Consider the following 19,884-nt stretch of genomic DNA (forward strand, 5'->3'; position numbering starts at 1 on the left):
CGCCAACCCCAGCAATCCATCCGCTCAGCGATTTATGAAATGAAAACAGAAATGCCAGAACCGCAGCCGCTGTAAACCAGGCTACGCCGCTGTTAATCAGTGAAATTGCGCTCATTTTGCATCCCCACTCTGAGCCTGCTGAAACAAGGTGAGATCGCCGAAATCGGTATTGAAAGTCAGCTCTCGCTTACGTTTGCTGGCGCGGGCGATATCCATGTTGCTCACCAGATGCAGGGCTTTGGTCGGACACATGCGCACGCAGGCAGGACCTTGCTCGTCAAAACTACACAGATCGCATTTCACCGCGATGGCACGAACGCCAGGAACCCAGTCCAACAGCGAACTCACGCGAGCAGGCGCTGGCGGAGCCGGAGGCGCTTTTGGCGTATTGGCGTTTGCCGGAATGTGTAGCGGACGGCTACCGGAAAACTCTATCGCGCCAAACGGACAAGCGATCCCGCACAGTTTGCAGCTTACGCACAGGCTTTCGTTCAGCTGTACGGCGCCATCAACGCGGTTAATGGCATTAACCGGACACACGGTGGCGCAAGGCGCATCTTCACACTGGTGGCAAAGCTGCGGCGCGGATTCTTTTTCATTTAACATCACTTTCAGGCGCGGCATTGACTGCAGGCCATGCTGGCGATGTGTCTCTGAGCAGGCGGCTTCACAGGTGTGGCAGCCAATACAAAGAGTGGAGTCAGCAATTACAAAACGATTCACCAGGCATTCCTCAGGTGATAGTCATTTTTGACGAAAACATGTCTACCAAATGTCATTTCGACATTTTTCGACATGCCCATTCCCTAAAACGTCGTGACGCAGTATGTAGACCGCATCATGACAAAGTGGGCAGCACCCGAGGCTTAAGCCGGGCTGTGTCCCTCAACCAGCTGGCTTAAATTCACCGGCATATTGTTCTCAACCGCGGTGTACAGGCTGTCGTAGACGGTGGCGATTTTTTCGAGATAGTGCTCCAGCACCTGCTCGCGATCGCGGTTGCTAATACGCTCATCGACCTTACCGTCGATAGTCAATTCTGCCTGTGCAATCAGCTGCTTATCATCACCGTCTTTCGTTTCGACGTAGTATTCGATGGTATGGCTATTAAAGCCGTCCGCCAGCGTGACGTAGATAGTGAAGTGTTCAAAAAGGACGAAGCAGAGATCCTTGTCCGGTGCGCAGCTCATCGCATGATGCAAACGCGCTTTTGACAGGGTGATCCCCTGAACCAGCGAGTTGCAGTAAATACGCCACTGGTCCTGTAGGCGACGATGCCGTTCAGCGATGTAATCGGCTTTTTCGCTTATTTCCCAAATAGTCATGTCAGGTTACCCGTTTAGCAGAGATGAACAGCCTTAAGCACATTTCATGCCAAAATTAAATTACTTAATTTTCATATAGATAAAAAATCAAAGGCGGGTGACGACATGTCATTTCGTCATCGTCGTCATTGTCACGAATGAAAAAATTCAACCTGGCATGCTTATTGCTTTTAATACGGCAACTTCACAGGAGGCGGTATGCACGAAATAACCCTCTGCCAACGGGCACTGGAATTGATTGAACAACAGGCCACGCAACACGGTGCTAAGCGAGTAACTGGGGTCTGGCTCAAAATTGGCGCATTTTCTTGCGTAGAAACCAGCGCTCTCTCCTTTTGTTTTGATCTGGTATGCCGCGGGACCCTTGCAGAAGGTTGTAAACTCCACCTCGAAGAACAAGAAGCCGAATGTTGGTGCGAATCTTGTCAGCAATACGTCACGTTACTGACGCAACGCGTGCGCCGATGCCCGCAATGCAACAGCGATATGCTGAGAATTGTGGCCGATGACGGCTTACAGATTCGACGTATTGAAATAGATGAAACTCCAGCGCCGGATGGCGACGCTTAAGCGTCTTATCCAGCCTACAGAAACAGCTCGTTTGTAGGCCGGATAAGGCAACGCAGCCATCCGGCAACAGATGTATCGCAAGTAAAAAGATCAGGAGTGAGCGATGTGTACGACATGTGGTTGCGCTGAAGGCAACCTATATATAGAGGGTGATGAGCATAATCCCCACTCGGCGTTTCGCAGCGCGCCATTTGCCCCGGCGGCTCGTCCGGCGCTGAATATTACCGGTGTGAAGACCTCAAATTTCACCCCGAGCCAGACTGAAGAAGGCGATTTGCACTACGGTCACGGTGAGGCCGGAACCCACGCACCAGGTATGAGCCAACGCCGTATGCTGGAAGTGGAAATTGACGTACTGGACAAAAACAACCGCCTGGCCGAGCGCAACCGTGCCCGCTTTGCGGCCCGTCAGCATCTGGTGCTGAACCTAGTTTCAAGCCCGGGCTCTGGTAAAACCACCCTGCTGACCGAAACGCTGATGAAGCTGAAAGATAGCGTGCCGTGCGCCGTTATTGAAGGTGACCAGCAAACGGTGAACGATGCCGCCCGTATTCGCGCTACAGGCACACCCGCCATTCAGGTCAACACCGGTAAAGGTTGCCACCTTGACGCACAAATGATTGCTGACGCCGCGCCGCGTTTGCCACTTGACGATAACGGTATTCTGTTCATTGAAAACGTCGGCAACCTGGTCTGCCCGGCCAGCTTCGACCTCGGCGAGCGCCATAAAGTGGCCGTGCTTTCAGTAACCGAAGGTGAAGACAAACCGCTGAAATACCCGCATATGTTTGCCGCCGCATCGCTGATGCTGCTCAACAAAGTGGATCTACTGCCGTACCTCAATTTTGACGTTGAAAAATGCATTGCCAGCGCCCGGGAAGTGAACCCGGGGATTGAGATTATCCTAATTTCCGCCACCAGTGGTGAAGGGATGGATCAATGGCTCTCCTGGCTGGAGACGCAGCGATGTGCATAGGTGTTCCGGGTCAAATCCGCACCATTGATGGCAACCAGGCCAAAGTCGACGTCTGCGGTATTCAGCGCGACGTCGACCTGACGCTGGTCGGTAGCTGTGATGAACATGGTCAACCGCGCCTCGGCCAGTGGGTACTGGTCCACGTCGGTTTTGCCATGAGCATCATTAATGAAGCTGAAGCGCGCGATACGCTCGACGCGCTGCAAAACATGTTTGACGTTGAGCCGGATGTCGGCGCGTTGCTGTACGGCGAGGAAAAATAAATGCGTTTTGTTGACGAATACCGCGCACCAGAACAGGTGATGCAGTTGATAGAGCACCTGTGCGAACGTGCCGCCCACCTCTCCTACACGGCTGAACGCCCGCTGCGGATCATGGAAGTTTGTGGTGGTCATACCCACGCTATCTTCAAATTCGGGCTCGACCAGTTGCTACCGGAAAACGTGGAGTTTATTCATGGTCCGGGTTGCCCGGTTTGCGTTCTGCCGATGGGCAGAATCGACAGCTGTGTAGAAATTGCCAGCCATCCAGAAGTGATTTTCTGCACCTTTGGCGACGCTATGCGCGTCCCGGGTAAGCATGGCTCCCTGCTGCAAGCCAAGGCGCGCGGTGCGGATATCCGCATCGTCTATTCACCGATGGATGCACTGAAACTGGCGCAGGAAAACCCAACGCGTAAAGTGGTGTTCTTTGGCCTGGGTTTTGAAACCACAATGCCAACGACCGCTATCACCCTGCAACAGGCAAAGCAGCGTGACGTGCAGAACTTTTACTTTTTCTGCCAGCACATCACGCTTATCCCTACGCTGCGCAGCCTGCTGGAACAGCCGGACAACGGTATCGACGCCTTTTTAGCACCGGGCCACGTCAGCATGGTGATTGGCACCGACGCCTATAATTTCATTGCTTCAGATTTCCATCGCCCGCTGGTGGTCGCCGGTTTTGAACCGCTTGATCTCCTGCAAGGCGTAGTGATGTTAATTGAGCAGAAAATTGCAGCCCAAAGCCAGGTAGAAAACCAGTACCGCCGCGTGGTACCGGATGCCGGTAACGCGTTAGCGCAACAGGCCATTGCCGAGGTGTTCTGCGTCAATGGTGACAGCGAATGGCGTGGTCTGGGCGTTATCGAATCCTCTGGCGTTCACCTGACGCCGGACTATCAGCGCTTTGATGCCGAAGCACATTTCCAGCCAGCGCCGCAGCAGGTGTATGACGATCCGCGCGCGCGTTGTGGGGAAGTGCTGACGGGCAGATGTAAACCACATCAGTGCCCGTTATTTGGCAAAACGTGTAACCCGGAGACCGCGTTTGGCGCCCTGATGGTCTCCTCAGAAGGCGCATGTGCCGCCTGGTATCAGTATCGTCAGCAGGAGTGTGAAGCATGAGCAGCGTACAACTCGCCCACGGTAGCGGCGGTCAGGCTATGCAGCAGTTGATCAACAGTCTGTTTATGGAGGCTTTTGCGAATCCGTGGCTGGCGGAACAAGAAGATCAAGCGCGTCTGGAACTGGCACAACTGGTGGCAGAAGGCGATCGTCTGGCGTTTTCAACTGACAGCTACGTTATCGATCCGTTGTTCTTCCCCGGCGGCAATATCGGCAAGCTGGCCATCTGCGGTACGGCTAACGACGTAGCGGTCAGCGGGGCTATTCCACGCTACCTCTCCTGCGGTTTTATCCTCGAAGAGGGTCTGCCGATGGAGACACTGAAAACCGTTGTTAACAGCATGGCAGCAACCGCGCGCGAAGCAGGCATCGCCATCGTGACTGGCGATACCAAAGTCGTGCAGCGTGGTGCAGCAGACAAGCTGTTCATTAACACTGCCGGAATGGGGGCAATTCCCGCCAACATTCACTGGGGTGCACAGACTCTCAGCGTGGGTGATGTGCTGCTGGTCAGTGGCTCTCTTGGCGATCACGGGGCAACTATCCTTAACCTACGCGAGCAATTGGGTCTGGATGGCGAACTGGTCAGCGACTGCGCGGTGTTAACACCTCTTATCCAGACGCTGCGTGATATTCCTGGCGTGAAGGCGCTTCGTGACGCCACCCGTGGCGGCGTGAATGCGGTCACGCATGAATTTGCCGCTGCATGCGGATTTGGTATTGAGCTGTCGGAAGCTGCTCTGCCCGTGAAGCCCGCGGTGCGTGGCGTTTGCGAGCTGCTGGGTCTGGATGCGCTCAACTTTGCTAACGAAGGCAAACTGGTGATTGCCGTTGAACGCCAGGCCGCTGAAACCGTACTTGCCGCGCTGCGCGCGCATCCTTTAGGGTGCGATGCTGCAATGATTGGTGAAGTGGTTGAACGCAAAGGTGTTCGTCTTGCCGGACTCTACGGCGTGAAACGAACCCTCGATTTACCACACGCCGAACCATTACCTCGTATATGCTAGCAGCCGGTTGGCAGCATGCTGTAGGCCGGATAAGACGCATTTGCGTCACTATCCGGCATTAACGCTGCATAACGCCTGATGGCGCTTTGCTTATCAGGCCTACGGATTGCGTGACCAGCGAGTTTGCGGTCAGCCATCCGGCAATAATTTACGACTTATACCTATAATTCATTTACCGTTTTCGCACCGTTCTGCGGTGCTTTCCCTGGAAAAGCAATATGTCGTATACACCGATGAGTGACCTCGGACAGCAAGGCCTGTTCGATATTACTCGTACATTATTACAGCAGCCCGATCTCCCGTCTCTTAGCGAGGCGCTTTCGCAGCTGGTCAAGCGTTCAGCGCTGGCCGACTGCGCGGCTATTGTCTTATGGCAGGCACAAACGCAACGTGCGCGTTATTTTGCAACGCGTGAAAATGGTAAACCCATCGATTATGAAGACGAAACGGTGCTGGCACATGGTCCGGTACGCCGTATTTTGTCTCGCCCTGATGCGTTGCACTGCAACTATCATGAGTTTACGGAAACATGGCCACAATTGGCTTCAGGTGGACTGTATTCTGAATTTGGCCACTACTGCCTGCTGCCACTGGCGGCAGATGGGCGCATCTTTGGCGGTTGCGAATTCATCCGTAACGAAGACCGTCCGTGGAGTGAAAAAGAATATAACCGTCTACAGACCTTCACTCAGATAGTCGGCGTCGTTGCTGAACAAATTCAAAGCAGAGTCAGCAACAACGTCGATTACGATCTGCTGTGTCGTGAGCGTGACAACTTTCGCATCCTGGTCGCCATCACCAATGCCGTGCTCTCCCGACTGGATATTGATGAGCTGGTCAGCGAAGTCGCCAAAGAGATCCACCACTACTTCGACATCGATGCCATCAGCATCGTGTTACGCAGCGATCGCAAAAATAAACTCAGTATCTATTCCACTCACTATCTGGATGAACATCATCCGGCACACGAACAGAGTGAAGTGGACGAAGCGGGCACGCTCTCTGAACGGGTCTTCAAAAGCAAAGAGATGCTGCTGATCAACCTGAGCGAACGTGACATCCTTGCCCCTTACGAACGGATGCTGTTCGAAACCTGGGGCAACCAGCTACAAACCCTGTGTCTGCTACCGCTGATGTCCGGCAATACTATGCTCGGCGTACTCAAGCTGGCACAGTGCGAAGAGAAAGTTTTCACTACCGCCAACCTCAAGCTATTGCGCCAGATTGCCGAGCGTGTGGCAATTGCCGTGGATAACGCCCTTGCCTATCAGGAGATCCACCGCCTGAAGGAACGTCTGGTCGATGAAAACCTGGCGTTGACTGAACAACTCAACAACGTAGAGAGTGAGTTCGGCGAAATCATTGGTCGCAGCGAAGCGATGTACAGCGTACTCAAGCAGGTCGAAATGGTGGCGCAAAGCGACAGCACCGTCTTGATTCTGGGTGAGACCGGAACGGGTAAAGAGCTGATCGCACGAGCCATTCACAACCTGAGCGGACGTAACGCCCGTCGGATGGTGAAGATGAACTGCGCGGCAATGCCTGCCGGATTACTGGAAAGCGATCTGTTTGGTCATGAGCGTGGCGCGTTTACCGGTGCCAGCACGCAGCGGATTGGTCGTTTCGAGCTGGCAGATAAAAGTTCGCTGTTCCTCGATGAAGTTGGCGATATGCCGCTGGAGCTTCAGCCTAAGCTACTGCGCGTTCTGCAAGAGCAGGAATTTGAACGTCTGGGCAGTAATAAGCTGATCCAGACCGACGTGCGCTTGATCGCCGCTACCAACCGCGATCTGAAGAAGATGGTTGCCGATCGCGAATTTCGTAACGATCTGTACTACCGGCTGAACGTCTTCCCGATCCATCTGCCGCCGCTGCGTGAGCGCCCGGAAGATATTCCGCTGCTGGTAAAAGCCTTCACCTTTAAAATTGCTCGTCGGATGGGACGCAATATCGACAGTATTCCTGCCGAGGCTCTGCGCACGCTGAGCTGTATGGAATGGCCGGGTAACGTGCGTGAGCTGGAAAACGTGGTAGAACGTGCGGTTCTGCTTACCCGGGGCAACGTGCTGCAACTATCCCTTCCGGATATTGCCCCTTTGACGCCGTCTACGCCTCCGGTGGCAACCGAAGTCGCGCAGGACGGTGAAGATGAATACCAGTTGATTATGCGCGTACTGAAAGAAACCAACGGGGTGGTTGCCGGTCCCAAAGGCGCGGCACAAAGGCTGGGGTTGAAACGTACAACGTTACTCTCACGCATGAAGCGATTAGGCATTGATAAGGATGCACTGGTTTAGCCAGTGTGGCTATACTGGGTGATATCTCAACGAAAGGAGGCAGTATGGCGGTATCAGCACGTAATCAATTAACCGGTACGGTGAGCGCAGTCGCTACGGGCGCAGTGAATGATGAAGTTGAACTGACGCTGGCTGGCGGCGCAAAACTGGTCGCGATTGTAACCCATAGCAGCCAGCAGGCGCTGGGTCTGGCGAAAGGGAAAGAAGCAATTGCCCTGATTAAAGCGCCATGGGTGACGCTGGCAACTGAAGACTGTGGTCTGAAGTTCTCTGCCCGCAACCAGTTTGCTGGCAGTGTTTCCCAGGTCACAGAAGGCGCAGTCAACGCCACGGTACATATCAAAACTGACGCAGGCTTCGAGATTGTTGCCGTCGTCACCAACGAAAGTCAGCAAGAGATGAAACTGAGTCAGGGAAGCCGTGTTGTTGCGCTGATCAAAGCCTCAGCTATTCTGATTGCCACCAAAGCGTAGTCGCCATTCATCACCACATGGCTAAGTTGCCCGATGGCGCAATGCGCATCGGGCCTACGCGACAGATGCACTTATTCTCTTAGGCCAGATAAGGCGCAGCCGCCATCCGGCGCACAGCGACCTTATTTTTTCCGCTGGTACTTCTCGGGTAACTCCGGCACTGGACGTTTGTCATCAATCAGGTGACGTACGGTCAGAATCGGGTGACGCCAGAGCATTCTCGGCCCAGCCCAACGCATAATTTGCTTCATCTCTTCGCGTTTAGCAGGTTGATAACAGTGCACAGGACACTGTTTACAGGCCGGTTTTTCCTCACCAAATACGCACTTGTCGAGGCGCTTTTGCGCATAGGCAAATAACGCATCGTAATGCCCCGGTTCGTCTGAAGCCTGCGGGCACTGGCTCTCGTAGAGCGAAATCATTCTCTGGATCGTCATTTTTTCACGTGCAATGCGTTTGCCGGACATGATGCCTCCACAATTAAGTTGCATAAATAATACACCTTAACTAAGCACAGAACTATTACCTGAAGGTGATACATCCTTAGCACCCTACGCAAATAAGAATTATTTTCATTTGTTTATGCCATGTGCTATATAACATAGCAAAGGCTATATTCGATGATAAATTAACCACTTTGTTGCGAGGGATACTATGCCGCATCTGCCCCATCTGAAGTCATTTCTCCTTGCCAGCGTGTTAACAGCGCTGACGCTGTCACCCGCCTGGGCGAAAGAAAAATTCAAAGTGGTAACCACCTTTACGGTGATTGCCGATATGGCAAGCAATGTAGCAGGTGACGCGGCGGACGTTAGTTCTATCACCAAACCGGGTGCTGAAATTCACGAATATCAACCAACCCCAGGCGATATTAAACGGGCGCAAGGCGCACAGCTTATTCTCTCTAACGGTCTAAACCTCGAACTATGGTTTTCCCGCTTCTACCAAAATTTGTCCGGCGTACCAGAAGTGATGGTCTCAAACGGCGTGCAGCCAATGGGCATCAGCGAAGGGCCGTACAACGGTAAACCAAACCCGCATGCCTGGATGTCAGCAGAGAACGCGCTTATCTACGTGGATAACATTCGCGATGCGCTGATCAAATATGATCCGGACAATGCCGCAACCTACCAGAATAATGCGCAGAATTATAAAGCGAAAATCCAGCAGACCCTGGCGCCACTGCATACAGAACTGGCAAAGCTCCCTGCTGATAAACGCTGGCTGGTCACCAGCGAAGGCGCATTCTCTTATTTAGCTCGTGATAACAATCTCAAGGAGCTGTATCTGTGGCCGATCAATGCCGATCAGCAGGGTACGCCCAAGCAGGTACGCAAGGTTATCGATGCCATCAGAGCGCATCATATCCCAACGGTATTTAGCGAAAGCACCGTGTCCGACAAACCAGCGCGTCAGGTTGCCCGTGAATCTGGCGCGCATTACGGCGGCGTGCTGTATGTCGATTCGCTCAGTGCAGCCGACGGTCCGGTACCGACCTATCTGGATTTACTGCGCGTCACCACGCAAACCATTGTTAACGGCATCAACAAGGGTCTGGAGAGCCAACCATGAGTCACTCTGCGATTACCGTAAATCAGGTTACGGTGACGTATCGCAACGGTCATACCGCATTGCGGGACGCCACTTTTCAGGTTCCGGGCGGCTCAATTGCCGCGTTGGTCGGCGTAAACGGTTCGGGAAAATCAACGCTTTTTAAAGCGCTGATGGGTTTTGTCCGCCTGGCGCAGGGGGAAATCTCAATTCTGCAACAGCCGGTAAATAAGGCGCTCAAACAGAATCTGATCGCCTATGTCCCCCAGTCAGAAGAGGTGGACTGGTCGTTTCCGGTACTGGTGGAAGATGTGGTGATGATGGGACGCTTTGGCCATATGGGCTGGCTGCGTCGACCAAAACAAATTGACCACGCCTGCGTAGATGCGGCGCTGGCGCGAGTTGATATGCTGGATTATCGCCATCGTCAGATAGGTGAACTGTCCGGTGGGCAGAAAAAGCGTGTTTTTCTGGCAAGGGCTATCGCACAGGACGGACAGGTTATTTTACTGGATGAACCCTTTACCGGCGTGGATGTAAAAACCGAGGCCCGGATCATCGACCTGCTGCGTGAACTGCGTGATGAGGGTCGAACCATGCTGGTCTCTACCCATAATTTGGGATCCGTCACCGAGTTTTGTGATTACACGGTGATGATTAAGGGCACGGTGCTGGCAAGTGGACCCACCGAAACCACCTTTACCCCCGAGAATCTCGAACTGGCATTCAGCGGTATACTGCGTCACGTTGCGCTGAGCGGCGGTGAACAGCACGTAATTACCGATGATGAACGCCCGTTTATTTCGCGACGCACGGCAAACGAGGGGGAATAACCATGAACTGGCTAACGGAGCCGTTTGGCTACCAGTACATGCTCAACGCCATGTGGGTCTCGGCAATGGTCGGCGGCCTGTGTGCGTTTCTCTCCTGCTATCTGATGCTCAAAGGCTGGTCGCTGATTGGCGATGCGCTGTCGCACTCTATCGTGCCGGGCGTGGCAGGCGCTTATATGTTAGGGCTTCCCTTCGCGCTTGGCGCATTCCTTTCCGGCGGACTGGCGGCGGGCAGTATGCTGTTTCTTAATCAACGTTCGCGCCTGAAGGAAGATGCGATTATCGGACTGATTTTTTCGTCTTTTTTCGGTATCGGGCTGTTTATGGTGTCGCTCAATCCGATGTCGGTGAATATTCAGACCATTATTCTCGGCAACGTGCTGGCGATTGCGCCAGAAGATATTCTGCAACTGGCCATCATCGGGGTTATTTCGCTAACCATCCTGTTTTTGAAGTGGAAAGATCTGATGGTGGTTTTTTTTGATGAAAACCACGCGCGCTCTATCGGTCTGAATCCGGGCCGGTTGAAGCTGTTATTTTTTACGCTGCTCTCCGTTTCCACGGTCGCCGCGCTGCAAACCGTCGGCGCATTTCTGGTGATTTGCCTGGTGGTTACGCCCGGTGCAACGGCCTGGCTGCTGACCGATCGTTTTCCACGCCTGCTCACTATCGCCGTAGCTATTGGCAGCCTGACCAGCTTTTTCGGCGCCTGGCTGAGCTACTGGCTGGACGGTGCAACCGGCGGAATTATTGTCATTCTGCAAACGCTGCTGTTCCTGCTGGCATTTGTCTTCGCACCAAAACACGGTCTGCTGGCGAATCGCCGCCGCGCCCGTCTGGTGAACAAGGAGTCAGTATGATCTTAACAACGCTGCTGGAACCCTTTCAGTTTGGTTTTATGGTCAATGCGCTGGTCATCTCCACCATTGTCGCCGTGCCCTGCGCGCTGCTGTCTGTATTTTTAGTACTCAAAGGCTGGGCGCTGATGGGCGATGCAATGAGCCACGCGGTTTTCCCGGGAATTGTACTGGCGTGGATTGCGGGCATCCCACTGGCAATTGGCGCATTTATCGCCGGGCTGTTCTGTGCGGTGGCGACGGGTTATCTCGACGATAACAGCCGCATCAAACGCGATACCCTGATGGGAATCGTCTTTTCTGGCATGTTTGGCGCAGGGCTGGTGCTGTACGTCTCTATCCAGTCAGAGGTCCATCTCGATCATATTCTGTTCGGCGACATGCTGGGCGTATCGTTCAGCGACATCATACAAACCGCGGTTATTACGCTTGGGATAGCGCTTATTATTGGGCTTAAGTGGAAAGATCTGCTGCTGCATGCGTTCGACCCGCATCAGGCAAAGGCCAGTGGGCTTAACACTGCACTGCTACATTACGGCCTGCTGTGCATGATCGCCCTGACGATTGTCGCCACGCTAAAATCAGTAGGGATTATTTTGTCGATCTCCTTACTGATTGCGCCTGGCGCCATTGCGATTTTAATGACACGGAAATTTTCCCACGCCTTGTGGCTGGCGGTGATTATGTCGGTCGTTACCTCGTTTATGGGCGTGTACCTGTCTTTTTTCATCGACAGTGCACCGGCCCCCACCATCGTCGTACTATTTTCGCTACTGTTTGTGATGACCTTTATTTATTCCACCCTGCGCGATCGTCGTTTAGAACGGCGACGCCAGCAATACGACCTCTAACGGAGTGGGCAGTGATATGCCCACTATCGTTATTAGAATACGTAATGACAATATTCCCAGCGTCCTGAACAAATGCCCCGTTCTGAAACCATGCCATATTTACCAGCGCTATTTAATAATCAGATAGTCACTATCACATTAGATAAAAATACAGGTAAATTTTATGAGCAAGATGAGCATGTCAGAAATCTATTCTGAACCAGAGGCCTATGGCTTACCACGCAAAGGTATAACACTTAATAATAAGGAAGCTGCGTTGGTGGTAGTCGATCCACAGATCGATTTTTTAAGTCCTCAGGGTATTGGCTGGGAGGTTTTTAAAGACAGCATTATTGAAAATAATACTGTAGAAAATCTCGAGACGTTGTTCAAAATGGCAAAAGAAGCACAAATGCCTGTTTTTATTTCTCCACATTATTACTTTCCGCACGACCATAAATGGCAATCTACCGCACCGGGAGAAACATTTATGCACGGCACTGGAATGTTCAGTCGTAAAGGTCCACTGACGATGGAGAATTTTGAAAATTCCGGCGCAGACTTTTTACCGCAGTTTAAGCCATATATTTATGATGGCGAAACGGTCATTGCCTCACCGCATAAGATTTTCGGACCAGAAACCAACGACCTGGTACTGCAATTAAGAAAACGCGGTGTCTCACAGGTCATTCTCGCCGGTATGGCTGCCAATCTGTGTATTGAATCCCATATGCGTGAATTGATTGAGCAAGGTTTTGAAGTTGTCGTCGTTAAAGATGCGACAGCGGGTCCGCGCATTCCGGAAGGTGACGGTTATCTCGCCGCTCTAACCAACTACCGCATCATTGCCAATGATTTATGGGACACCGACACCACGGTTGAAAAGGTAAAGGCAGCAGCTAAGTAATAGCTATGAGTACGGTTACCGAGGGTAATTGTATGTACAACATCGCTCATCCATTAGCCATCAAAATAAATTTCATTAAGCGCGGAGCTTTTCCATGAATCTTAAGTTAAAGGTTATTTCGGCATGTATTTTACTTTCCATGTCTGTTTCAGCTACTCAGGTATTGGCCGCTGCCAGTACAAATGAGACTACTTACTTAGTTAACCGTGGTGATCCACAATTAAAGGTCAACGGCAAATATATCGATCAGATCATTGCCGAGGTAATGGCGAAAAATAATCTGCCGGGTTTATCCATGGCGATTGTTCAGGCGCCTTATATTCCGCGCTCAGCGGGATACGGTCTGGCAACGGCAGCCAATGATGAGCTTGCTTCCACCAAAACCATGTGGGGAATTGGCCCTATCACGCAAGCTTTTACTGCAGTCGCAGTAATGCAACTGGTAGAGCAAGGTAAATTGGATCTTAATACTCCTGTGAGTGTTTATTTGCCTGGCCTGCCGGAAAGCTGGCATAACATTACGATTCTGGAATTAATGCAGCACTCATCCGGGATCCCTGATTTCAGATCTTTCGGCTATAAACAAGAGCAAAAATATACACCTGCGCAGCTGGTGGATCTTGTTAAAGATAAACCGCTCGAATTTAAAAACGGCACGGATATCAACTCCAGCGCAACTGACTTTATCCTGTTAGGTTTGGCTATCGAGAAAGTCAGCGGAATGAGTTACGTAGACTTCGTCAACAAATACCAAATTGCGCCGTTAGGTCTGCAAAGCACCATGTTCGCAAAAGACATGCCAACGAAAGCATTCCTTGATCGCCCGACGCCTGATAAGCAACACAATCAGCATTCGAAATTTAAGTCAGAAATTGACTGGATCAACCCTGTTGAGCCTGCAACAGGTTACGTCGCAGCGGGTGACAAACTGGCGCCTGTCAGCGCGATCGCCACTGATAATCTGTTCGCCTACGGTGGTCTGTGGTCGTCAGCGGAAGACATCAGTAAGTGGGATATCGGTCTTGCCGGCAGCACGCTGGTTAAAGACAAAAAGCTACGCGACATTATCTATAGCCCGGCAAAACTGAAAAATGGCAAAGTCGTGCCTGCCATGGCCGGCTGGGAATTTACCCGCCATCCTGGTTTTCTGGAAATCAAAGGAACCACAGGTGGCTTTAGTGCCTATCTGAGCCGCTTTACCGCCGGTGATGAACTGGTTTGCGTGACAATGCTGACCAACAAAGAAGGCGTAGACATGACTCAGGTGGCTCGTGATATCGCTGAAGCCTATAAAATCGGGCTGGGTTCTGGGTTAAATTCAGAGAAGATCAAAAACCAGGAAAGTAAATTCTCAGTCGATGAGACGGTCTCCCGACTGAAAGCCATTCTGAAAAGCGAAGGCGTTCCGGTATTCACCGAAATTGATCACGAGAAAAATGCCGAGGGCGCGGGAATGAACCTGAGGCCAACGAAAGTCCTGGTATTTGGTAACCCTAAAGTCGGCACAAAACTGATGCAGGATAAACAGGGTGTCGCGCTGGATCTGCCGTTACGTGTCTCCGTATGGCAGGATAAGATCGGGCGAGTTTGGGTCGGTTATGAAAACCTGGATGACGTAGCAAAAACCTACGATCTTCAGGACAAGCAGACCATTGATAAGATTGACAACTTTATGACTAAGCTGGTCAGTCGGGCTGTTGATGCTTATATCCAGTAACGGGATTTAGCACTCCCAGCCTTCTCATGCTGCGGGACCGTTAAAGCTCCCGCAGCGTGTCAGCGCCAGCTTAATAGCGGGCTAAACGCCTCACGTCCCACCAGGGCACGAAGCGCAGGCAGATGACAGTTACGCGCCAGAAGCGGAGGTACGGCAAAAATAATGTCGCCGGAGAGCATCACATTCTCAAGTTGTCCCCATAGGTACCAGCCGGTTTCAACGCCACTGTCCGGGACGCGTAAATGCAAATGCCATCCCTCCTGCGGCTCATCCGCAATCCCCAGCCACTGGCTAAATCGAGGGATTTCAGGCACAACCTGAGTCACTAACGAACACACACCAACCTGGTTTGCCGGTATATACAACGTTAGCGCTCCCAAAGTAATACGTACCGCCGCCAGATTAGTGGGTGCCGTCATAACCGCTGGTCTCCTGATAACGCTCAAAGACCAGATTCAGATCGAGCAGCGTGTACCAGGTTTCTATCACGTTAACCACCCCCACAGCGATGCTTTGTAACGCCGGGGGCAACGAATCTCCTGGCAAATGAATCTGGCTTTCGGCGACTTCCAACACATCAATCAGTTTATCTATCAGGATCCCACTTTGCATTTTCTCGGCGCAACCAATCAGAATAGTGCGCTTACCTGCCGAATTAACGGTAGGTTTATCGATCAGGCTGTCCAGTCTCATAACCGATTCCACCCGTCCACGATAGTTGATGACCCCTTCAAGCATTGGCGCGCAACAGGGAACCCAGGAGATCGGGCGCTCAGCAAGGATCTCTTTAATTTGCGCCCCATAGAAGGCAAAATTTTTACCCGCCAGTTGAAATAACACCAGCGTACGCTGGGGTTCATCAACGTTTTCACACTCCGGTTTTTCACCATGGTTCAGCGCAAGAATCTGCTCCAGCTGTTGGCTCATATTGACTCCTTTTACTCGGCAATGCAGAAAGTATTACGGCCATTTTGTTTCGCGGCATACAGCGCCTGATCGGCGCGTTCGCGTAGCGTTTCAATCCGATCGCCAAACTGCCACTGGGCAATGCCCGCGCTGAAGGTACTGTGAAAACTGGCGTCGTTAACGGAAAACGTGACCTGCTCGTAATCCCTGCGCAATCGTTCGACCACGCGCGCAGCCTTGTCACTGCTGGTATTGGGCATAATGATGACAAACTCTTCACCACCGTAACGGCCAACGATATCGGTGCTGCGTAATCGATGGGAGAACAACTGCGAAATACCGACAATTACCTGGTCACCGACCGCATGACCGTAGGTATCGTTAATACTTTTAAAGCGATCCAGGTCCACCATTACCATACAAAATGGGTTGCCGCTGTAGTTCGACTCGGTAATCGCGCTTTTGAGAAAATGGGTGGTCGTTGAGTGGTTATATAACCCGCTCAGACTGTCCTGCGACATGCGGGCACGCAGGACGCGCATTCTTTCCGCGCGAATCGATACGGCGCGGATCAGCTCCTCAGGGTCGCTCTGTTTGAGGATAAAATCCTCCGCGCCAATGCTCATTGCTCCCAACTGCGCATGCTTATTGGTCTCACTGGAGAGATAGGCGATAGGCAGGCCAATATGCTGCGGTATTTGGCGAATCAGTTTTGTCAGTTCCTCACCGCTGAACTCCGGCATGTGATAATCCATCAACACCAGATCGATCGGCTGCGCATTCAGTACATGCAGTAGATAGTGAGGTTTTTCCAGCACATGCACTTCCATACCCGCCATGCGCAGCATCTCTGCGTTGTATTCCGCCACCGCGGGTTCGTCATCAATCAACAATACCTGGTAAGGCTTTTTCAGCGACGGTTGAGTCAGGCGATGAAGTTCCTGGACTAAATCGGTGATAGACGCAGGCTTTACGTAGTAGCCATCACAGCCGGATTTGATGGCGTTGACGCGGGCATTGAAATCGCTATGACACGAGAGGAACAGTACAGGGAACGGTTTGCCCACTTTTTGTTTCAAATCCGACATTGCCAGCGGTCCACCGTAGGCGTTGTCCGGAAAGCTAACATCCATAATCACCACGGCGGGCGGTTGCGACAATACGGCCTGAGTGAAATCCTGCGTGTTCGCGAACACATGGCAGGTAAAACCAAAACAGCGCAGTTGGGTCGCGAGCAGCTCGACCTGGTCAATATCATCATCACACAGGTAGATAGGCTTACTGGCCCGCCGAACATATCCCTCTTCCGGGCGCTGCGCGGTGATCGGTAATGTGAACTCCGTATCGCTGATACGATGTTCAAGATTGAGCTGCTCCTGAGTCAGGGTGTACAACCACCTGATGATTCGCCGTAGCTCATCGTAATGCAATGTGCTTTGCTCTGTTTCCGGTTCTGTTAGTAAACGCTCACCTTCTGCTGAGGCATTCGCCAGCGGGCTAAAGCCAAAGGACCCTGCCGAACCGTGAATACTGTGCAGCAGGATATGTAGCTGTTTGCGACAGGCTTCGCTAGGCTCTGCGACCAGTTGAACGAGTAATCTTTCCGCTTGTGCCAGCATGTCGGGAATTCGGCGTAGAAACCCCTGCCGCAAACGCGCTATTTTTTCCTGCGCTGCCGCCATCGCTATATGCTTATTTTCTTGTTTCATCAAACACGTAGGCTTATTCAGTTAATCGCAGATGGTTGCAGTAGCGCATTGACAGCAGCCCCCAGATTTTCCGCGAGGTTTTCATCTTTTTTCACCCATCGGTCGTACAGAGCGTCGCTGCCCGTTACTTCATTGGCACTTAGTAAAATAAAAGGCTTAGCCCAATCCTGAGCGCGTAACAGCGCCAGCAAATCCAAACCACTGATCTCTGGCATATGCAGATCGCTAATCACCAGGTCGATGTTGTTATCCGAGTCCAGGCACGCCAGGGCGGAAATCGCGCTTTCCACAATCACCACATCGTAGCCGTCCATTTGCAAAAATATGGATGCCAGTTCAGCCGCAAAAAGATCATCATCAACTAATAAAATTCGCATTTTCTCTCTCGATTTTGCGCCATCAGCACAAAAGCATTTTTAATGTTTTTATCAAACTGTCCTGCTCGAAATCGCCCTTGGCGATGTAGGCATCCGCGCCCACCTGAATCCCCCGTCGCCGGTCCTCTTCCTTCGCGCGGGACGTCACGATGATGATTGGCGTATGCTGGTAGTTTTTCTCCCCACGCAACGATTTGGTGAAGGTGAAACCATCCATAAACGGCATTTCGACATCCGTCAGTACGGCATCAAACTGGGTCAGTTTCGCTTTTTGCAGCCCCGACAGCCCGTCTTCTGCCAGAGTCACCTGATAGCCGTGCGCTTCCAGCACGTTCTTTTCTATCTCACGGGTATTCAGTGAGTCATCAACCACCAGCACATGCCAGGCATCCTGCGTTACATTCGTGGCGGGCGCTGGTGTACTGGTTTGCCGTGATTGTTGCGCCATCGCCATCAGCGCAGGAACGTGCAGGATGCTGACCAGTTGGTTATCCGGTGTTTGTACCATCCCGGAGACCAGCGACTGCTGTTGCATATGCTTCGGTAACGGTTTAATCATCATCTTGCGTTCATCGAGGAGCTTATCCACTTGCAGCGCCATTTTGCTGTACTGGTTCTGCACCACGATTAATCGCTGTCCAGGCGTTGAAAAGCTACTCTGGCGTTCATGAATGCCCAGCAAGCTGCCTACGCAAACCACCGGGATAAACTCGTTATGCAAGATAATGGCAGGACGTCCGGCGATATCGCTGATCCCCTGTGGCGTGCATTCCACCACCTCAACCACATACTGTGCAGCCAGTCCAAACAGATGCCCCTGCTCTTCAAATTGCAGAATCCGCATCATGGTTAACGAAACAGGCAACCGCAGATTAAAGCTGGTTCCGACTCCCGGACGGCTATAAACCTGCAAATCGCCTTGCAGGTCGGTCACCACCGTTTTGCGCACCACATCAAGACCAACGCCGCGACCAGAAAGCTCGGAGACTATCTTGCTGGTCGAAAAGCCGGGATGAAAAATCAGCTCATTACATTCCTGCTCGGAGAGCTGCCCGGCCATTGAAGCGGGAACAAGACCTTTACTGACCGCCTTCGCGCTGATGGCCTCATAGTTCAGACCACGGCCATCATCTTCGATACGCAGTAGTATCCCGCTGCCGTCCTGCTGAGTAGTGATGGTAATCGTGCCGCGAGTGGATTTACCGAGCGCCAGACGTTCGTCGATCTCACCAATCCCGTGATCGACGGCATTACGCAGTAGATGCGTCAGCGACTCCGAAAGCCGATCAATGAGCTGGCGGTCGATTTCCACTTCTCCGCCAACAAAGCGGCACACCACCTGCTTGTTCAGTGTGGAAGCCAGTTCGCTGACCTGCAGCGAAATGGGTTCAAACAATGTTGAAAGTGGCAGCATACGGATCCGCGCCGCCACATCGTATAGTTCAAACATCTGCAAATGCTGGAGCTGAACGCTTTCTTTTAGCTGGGCGCTAAAGTCGTGGATCTGCTGGCGAAGCTGTTCAGCGCTTAATCCCGGTAACCGTGGTACCAGTTGACTCAGGTTTTGTATCTGCTGTTCCAGGCGATCATGTCCGGCGAGCACCTCCCCCAGAATGTCGATCAGGCCATCGAGCTTGTTCAGCTTTACCCGAACGAAATCCGCCTGCTTAATACCGGCATCCATGCTGGCTGGCGTCGCGGGCGCAGGGACTACCGGTTTTTCTGTTGCCCCGGCAGTTTCGACAGTCAGCGTGATATCCTCTCCCCGACTGGCGCGGGCAAGGCGTTCGCACAGCCCGGCATCCGCCGGTGGCAACTGATTATCCCCTTCGCTGACAAAAAGCTGGGTAAGCTGACCAGAAAGGTACTCCACAGACTCATGGATCAGATTGCCCAGCGACCTGTCCGGCGTCAGTTTGTTATCACGCAGTTCACTCAATACATCTTCAAGATGATGCGTGACATCGGCAATACTTTGCAGCTTCAGCATCCGCGCCCCCCCTTTCAGGGTATGCGCAGCGCGAAACATCTCACCTATCCAGGCGTCGGTATGCTCATCAGCGGAGAGGAGAAAAGCCCCTTCGCTGATCGTCTGCAAATGACCTCTCCCTTCATCAATAAAGCGCAGAACGAATTTTTTCAGATCGATAGCCATAATCGCTCT

General features: G+C 52.2%; 22 protein-coding genes. 13 read left to right on the top strand and 9 right to left on the bottom strand.

Annotated elements, in window-relative coordinates:
- The 3 genes from FDW94_RS24205 to hycA all read right to left on the bottom strand — a co-directional run.
- A partial coding sequence (locus FDW94_RS24205; protein WP_249358494.1) for a hypothetical protein occupies window positions 1-115 on the bottom strand: 115 nt, incomplete at its 3' end.
- Complete coding sequence (gene hycB, locus FDW94_RS12540) at window positions 112-723, bottom strand: formate hydrogenlyase subunit HycB (protein WP_003825909.1); 612 nt, start codon at window positions 721-723, stop codon at window positions 112-114. The genes hycB and FDW94_RS24205, both read right to left, overlap by 4 nt.
- A gap of 143 nt (window positions 724-866) precedes the next feature.
- Window positions 867-1,325 carry a formate hydrogenlyase regulator HycA gene (hycA, locus tag FDW94_RS12545; protein ID WP_008785633.1) on the bottom strand — a complete coding sequence of 153 codons (459 nt, stop codon included), beginning with the start codon at window positions 1,323-1,325 and terminating at the stop codon, window positions 867-869.
- A gap of 198 nt (window positions 1,326-1,523) precedes the next feature.
- Here hycA and hypA point away from each other — a divergent pair, with 198 nt between their 5' ends.
- The 7 genes from hypA (at window position 1,524) to FDW94_RS12580 (ending at window position 8,033) form a co-directional block, all read left to right on the top strand.
- Window positions 1,524-1,895, top strand: a complete 372-nt coding sequence (gene hypA / locus FDW94_RS12550) for a hydrogenase maturation nickel metallochaperone HypA (protein WP_008785634.1) — start codon at window positions 1,524-1,526, stop codon at window positions 1,893-1,895.
- Between the two features lie 103 nt (window positions 1,896-1,998).
- Window positions 1,999-2,871 (top strand): hydrogenase nickel incorporation protein HypB, encoded by an 873-nt coding sequence (gene hypB / locus FDW94_RS12555; protein ID WP_003037409.1) that lies wholly within the window; start codon window positions 1,999-2,001, stop codon window positions 2,869-2,871.
- Entirely contained in the window at window positions 2,862-3,134 is a 273-nt protein-coding gene (hypC, locus tag FDW94_RS12560; protein WP_003037411.1) for a hydrogenase 3 maturation protein HypC, read from the top strand. The genes hypB and hypC overlap by 10 nt, the downstream gene beginning before the upstream one ends.
- A complete protein-coding gene (gene hypD, locus FDW94_RS12565) occupies window positions 3,135-4,256 on the top strand; it encodes a hydrogenase formation protein HypD (RefSeq protein WP_137377673.1) in 1,122 nt (373 codons plus the stop codon).
- Window positions 4,253-5,263 (top strand): hydrogenase maturation carbamoyl dehydratase HypE, encoded by a 1,011-nt coding sequence (hypE, locus tag FDW94_RS12570; RefSeq protein WP_032944749.1) that lies wholly within the window; start codon window positions 4,253-4,255, stop codon window positions 5,261-5,263. Before hypD ends, hypE begins: the two co-directional genes overlap by 4 nt.
- A gap of 218 nt (window positions 5,264-5,481) precedes the next feature.
- Window positions 5,482-7,560, top strand: coding sequence for a formate hydrogenlyase transcriptional activator FlhA (gene flhA, locus FDW94_RS12575; RefSeq protein WP_032944751.1), 2,079 nt, complete (start codon window positions 5,482-5,484; stop codon window positions 7,558-7,560).
- A gap of 44 nt (window positions 7,561-7,604) precedes the next feature.
- Window positions 7,605-8,033 carry a TOBE domain-containing protein gene (locus FDW94_RS12580; protein ID WP_003825890.1) on the top strand — a complete coding sequence of 143 codons (429 nt, stop codon included), beginning with the start codon at window positions 7,605-7,607 and terminating at the stop codon, window positions 8,031-8,033.
- Between the two features lie 122 nt (window positions 8,034-8,155).
- Here FDW94_RS12580 and FDW94_RS12585 read toward each other — a convergent pair whose 3' ends face one another.
- Window positions 8,156-8,500, bottom strand: coding sequence for a nitrous oxide-stimulated promoter family protein (locus FDW94_RS12585; protein ID WP_003825888.1), 345 nt, complete (start codon window positions 8,498-8,500; stop codon window positions 8,156-8,158).
- 187 nt (window positions 8,501-8,687) lie between these two features.
- Between FDW94_RS12585 and FDW94_RS12590 the strand changes: the two genes are divergently transcribed.
- The 6 genes from FDW94_RS12590 (at window position 8,688) to FDW94_RS12615 (ending at window position 14,728) form a co-directional block, all read left to right on the top strand.
- The gene (locus tag FDW94_RS12590) at window positions 8,688-9,605 is read left to right on the top strand and encodes a metal ABC transporter substrate-binding protein (RefSeq protein WP_137377674.1); all 918 of its coding nucleotides are present in this window, start codon (window positions 8,688-8,690) and stop codon (window positions 9,603-9,605) included.
- Complete coding sequence (gene sitB / locus FDW94_RS12595; protein ID WP_137377675.1) at window positions 9,602-10,417, top strand: iron/manganese ABC transporter ATP-binding protein SitB; 816 nt, start codon at window positions 9,602-9,604, stop codon at window positions 10,415-10,417. Before FDW94_RS12590 ends, sitB begins: the two co-directional genes overlap by 4 nt.
- Before the next feature lie 2 nt (window positions 10,418-10,419).
- The gene (gene sitC / locus FDW94_RS12600; protein ID WP_057068097.1) at window positions 10,420-11,277 is read left to right on the top strand and encodes an iron/manganese ABC transporter permease subunit SitC; all 858 of its coding nucleotides are present in this window, start codon (window positions 10,420-10,422) and stop codon (window positions 11,275-11,277) included.
- Window positions 11,274-12,125: an iron/manganese ABC transporter permease subunit SitD gene (gene sitD, locus FDW94_RS12605; protein WP_032944764.1), complete on the top strand. Its 852-nt coding sequence runs from the start codon at window positions 11,274-11,276 to the stop codon at window positions 12,123-12,125. Before sitC ends, sitD begins: the two co-directional genes overlap by 4 nt.
- 163 nt (window positions 12,126-12,288) lie before the next feature.
- The gene (locus FDW94_RS12610; RefSeq protein ID WP_008785644.1) at window positions 12,289-13,011 is read left to right on the top strand and encodes a cysteine hydrolase; all 723 of its coding nucleotides are present in this window, start codon (window positions 12,289-12,291) and stop codon (window positions 13,009-13,011) included.
- 94 nt (window positions 13,012-13,105) lie between these two features.
- Window positions 13,106-14,728, top strand: coding sequence for a serine hydrolase (locus FDW94_RS12615; RefSeq protein WP_137377676.1), 1,623 nt, complete (start codon window positions 13,106-13,108; stop codon window positions 14,726-14,728).
- 59 nt (window positions 14,729-14,787) lie between these two features.
- Here the strand turns inward: FDW94_RS12615 and FDW94_RS12620 are convergent, their stop codons facing one another.
- The 5 genes from FDW94_RS12620 to FDW94_RS12640 are packed head-to-tail and all read right to left on the bottom strand — an operon-like array spanning window position 14,788 to window position 19,875.
- A complete protein-coding gene (locus FDW94_RS12620; RefSeq protein WP_003825861.1) occupies window positions 14,788-15,147 on the bottom strand; it encodes a hypothetical protein in 360 nt (119 codons plus the stop codon).
- Entirely contained in the window at window positions 15,131-15,655 is a 525-nt protein-coding gene (locus FDW94_RS12625; RefSeq protein WP_008785646.1) for a chemotaxis protein CheW, read from the bottom strand. The genes FDW94_RS12620 and FDW94_RS12625 overlap by 17 nt, the downstream gene beginning before the upstream one ends.
- A gap of 11 nt (window positions 15,656-15,666) precedes the next feature.
- On the bottom strand, window positions 15,667-17,343 hold the full coding sequence (locus FDW94_RS12630; protein ID WP_137377677.1) for a diguanylate cyclase: 1,677 nt from the start codon (window positions 17,341-17,343) through the stop codon (window positions 15,667-15,669).
- 17 nt (window positions 17,344-17,360) lie between these two features.
- The gene (locus FDW94_RS12635; RefSeq protein WP_008785648.1) at window positions 17,361-17,720 is read right to left on the bottom strand and encodes a response regulator; all 360 of its coding nucleotides are present in this window, start codon (window positions 17,718-17,720) and stop codon (window positions 17,361-17,363) included.
- A 22-nt stretch (window positions 17,721-17,742) separates the two neighbouring features.
- Window positions 17,743-19,875, bottom strand: a complete 2,133-nt coding sequence (locus FDW94_RS12640; RefSeq protein WP_137377678.1) for a response regulator — start codon at window positions 19,873-19,875, stop codon at window positions 17,743-17,745.
- Window positions 19,876-19,884: the final 9 nt, after the last annotated feature.

The sequence above is a fragment of the Citrobacter sp. wls757 genome (genome assembly GCF_005280935.1).
GTDB classification, from domain to species: Bacteria; Pseudomonadota; Gammaproteobacteria; order Enterobacterales; family Enterobacteriaceae; genus Citrobacter; species Citrobacter portucalensis.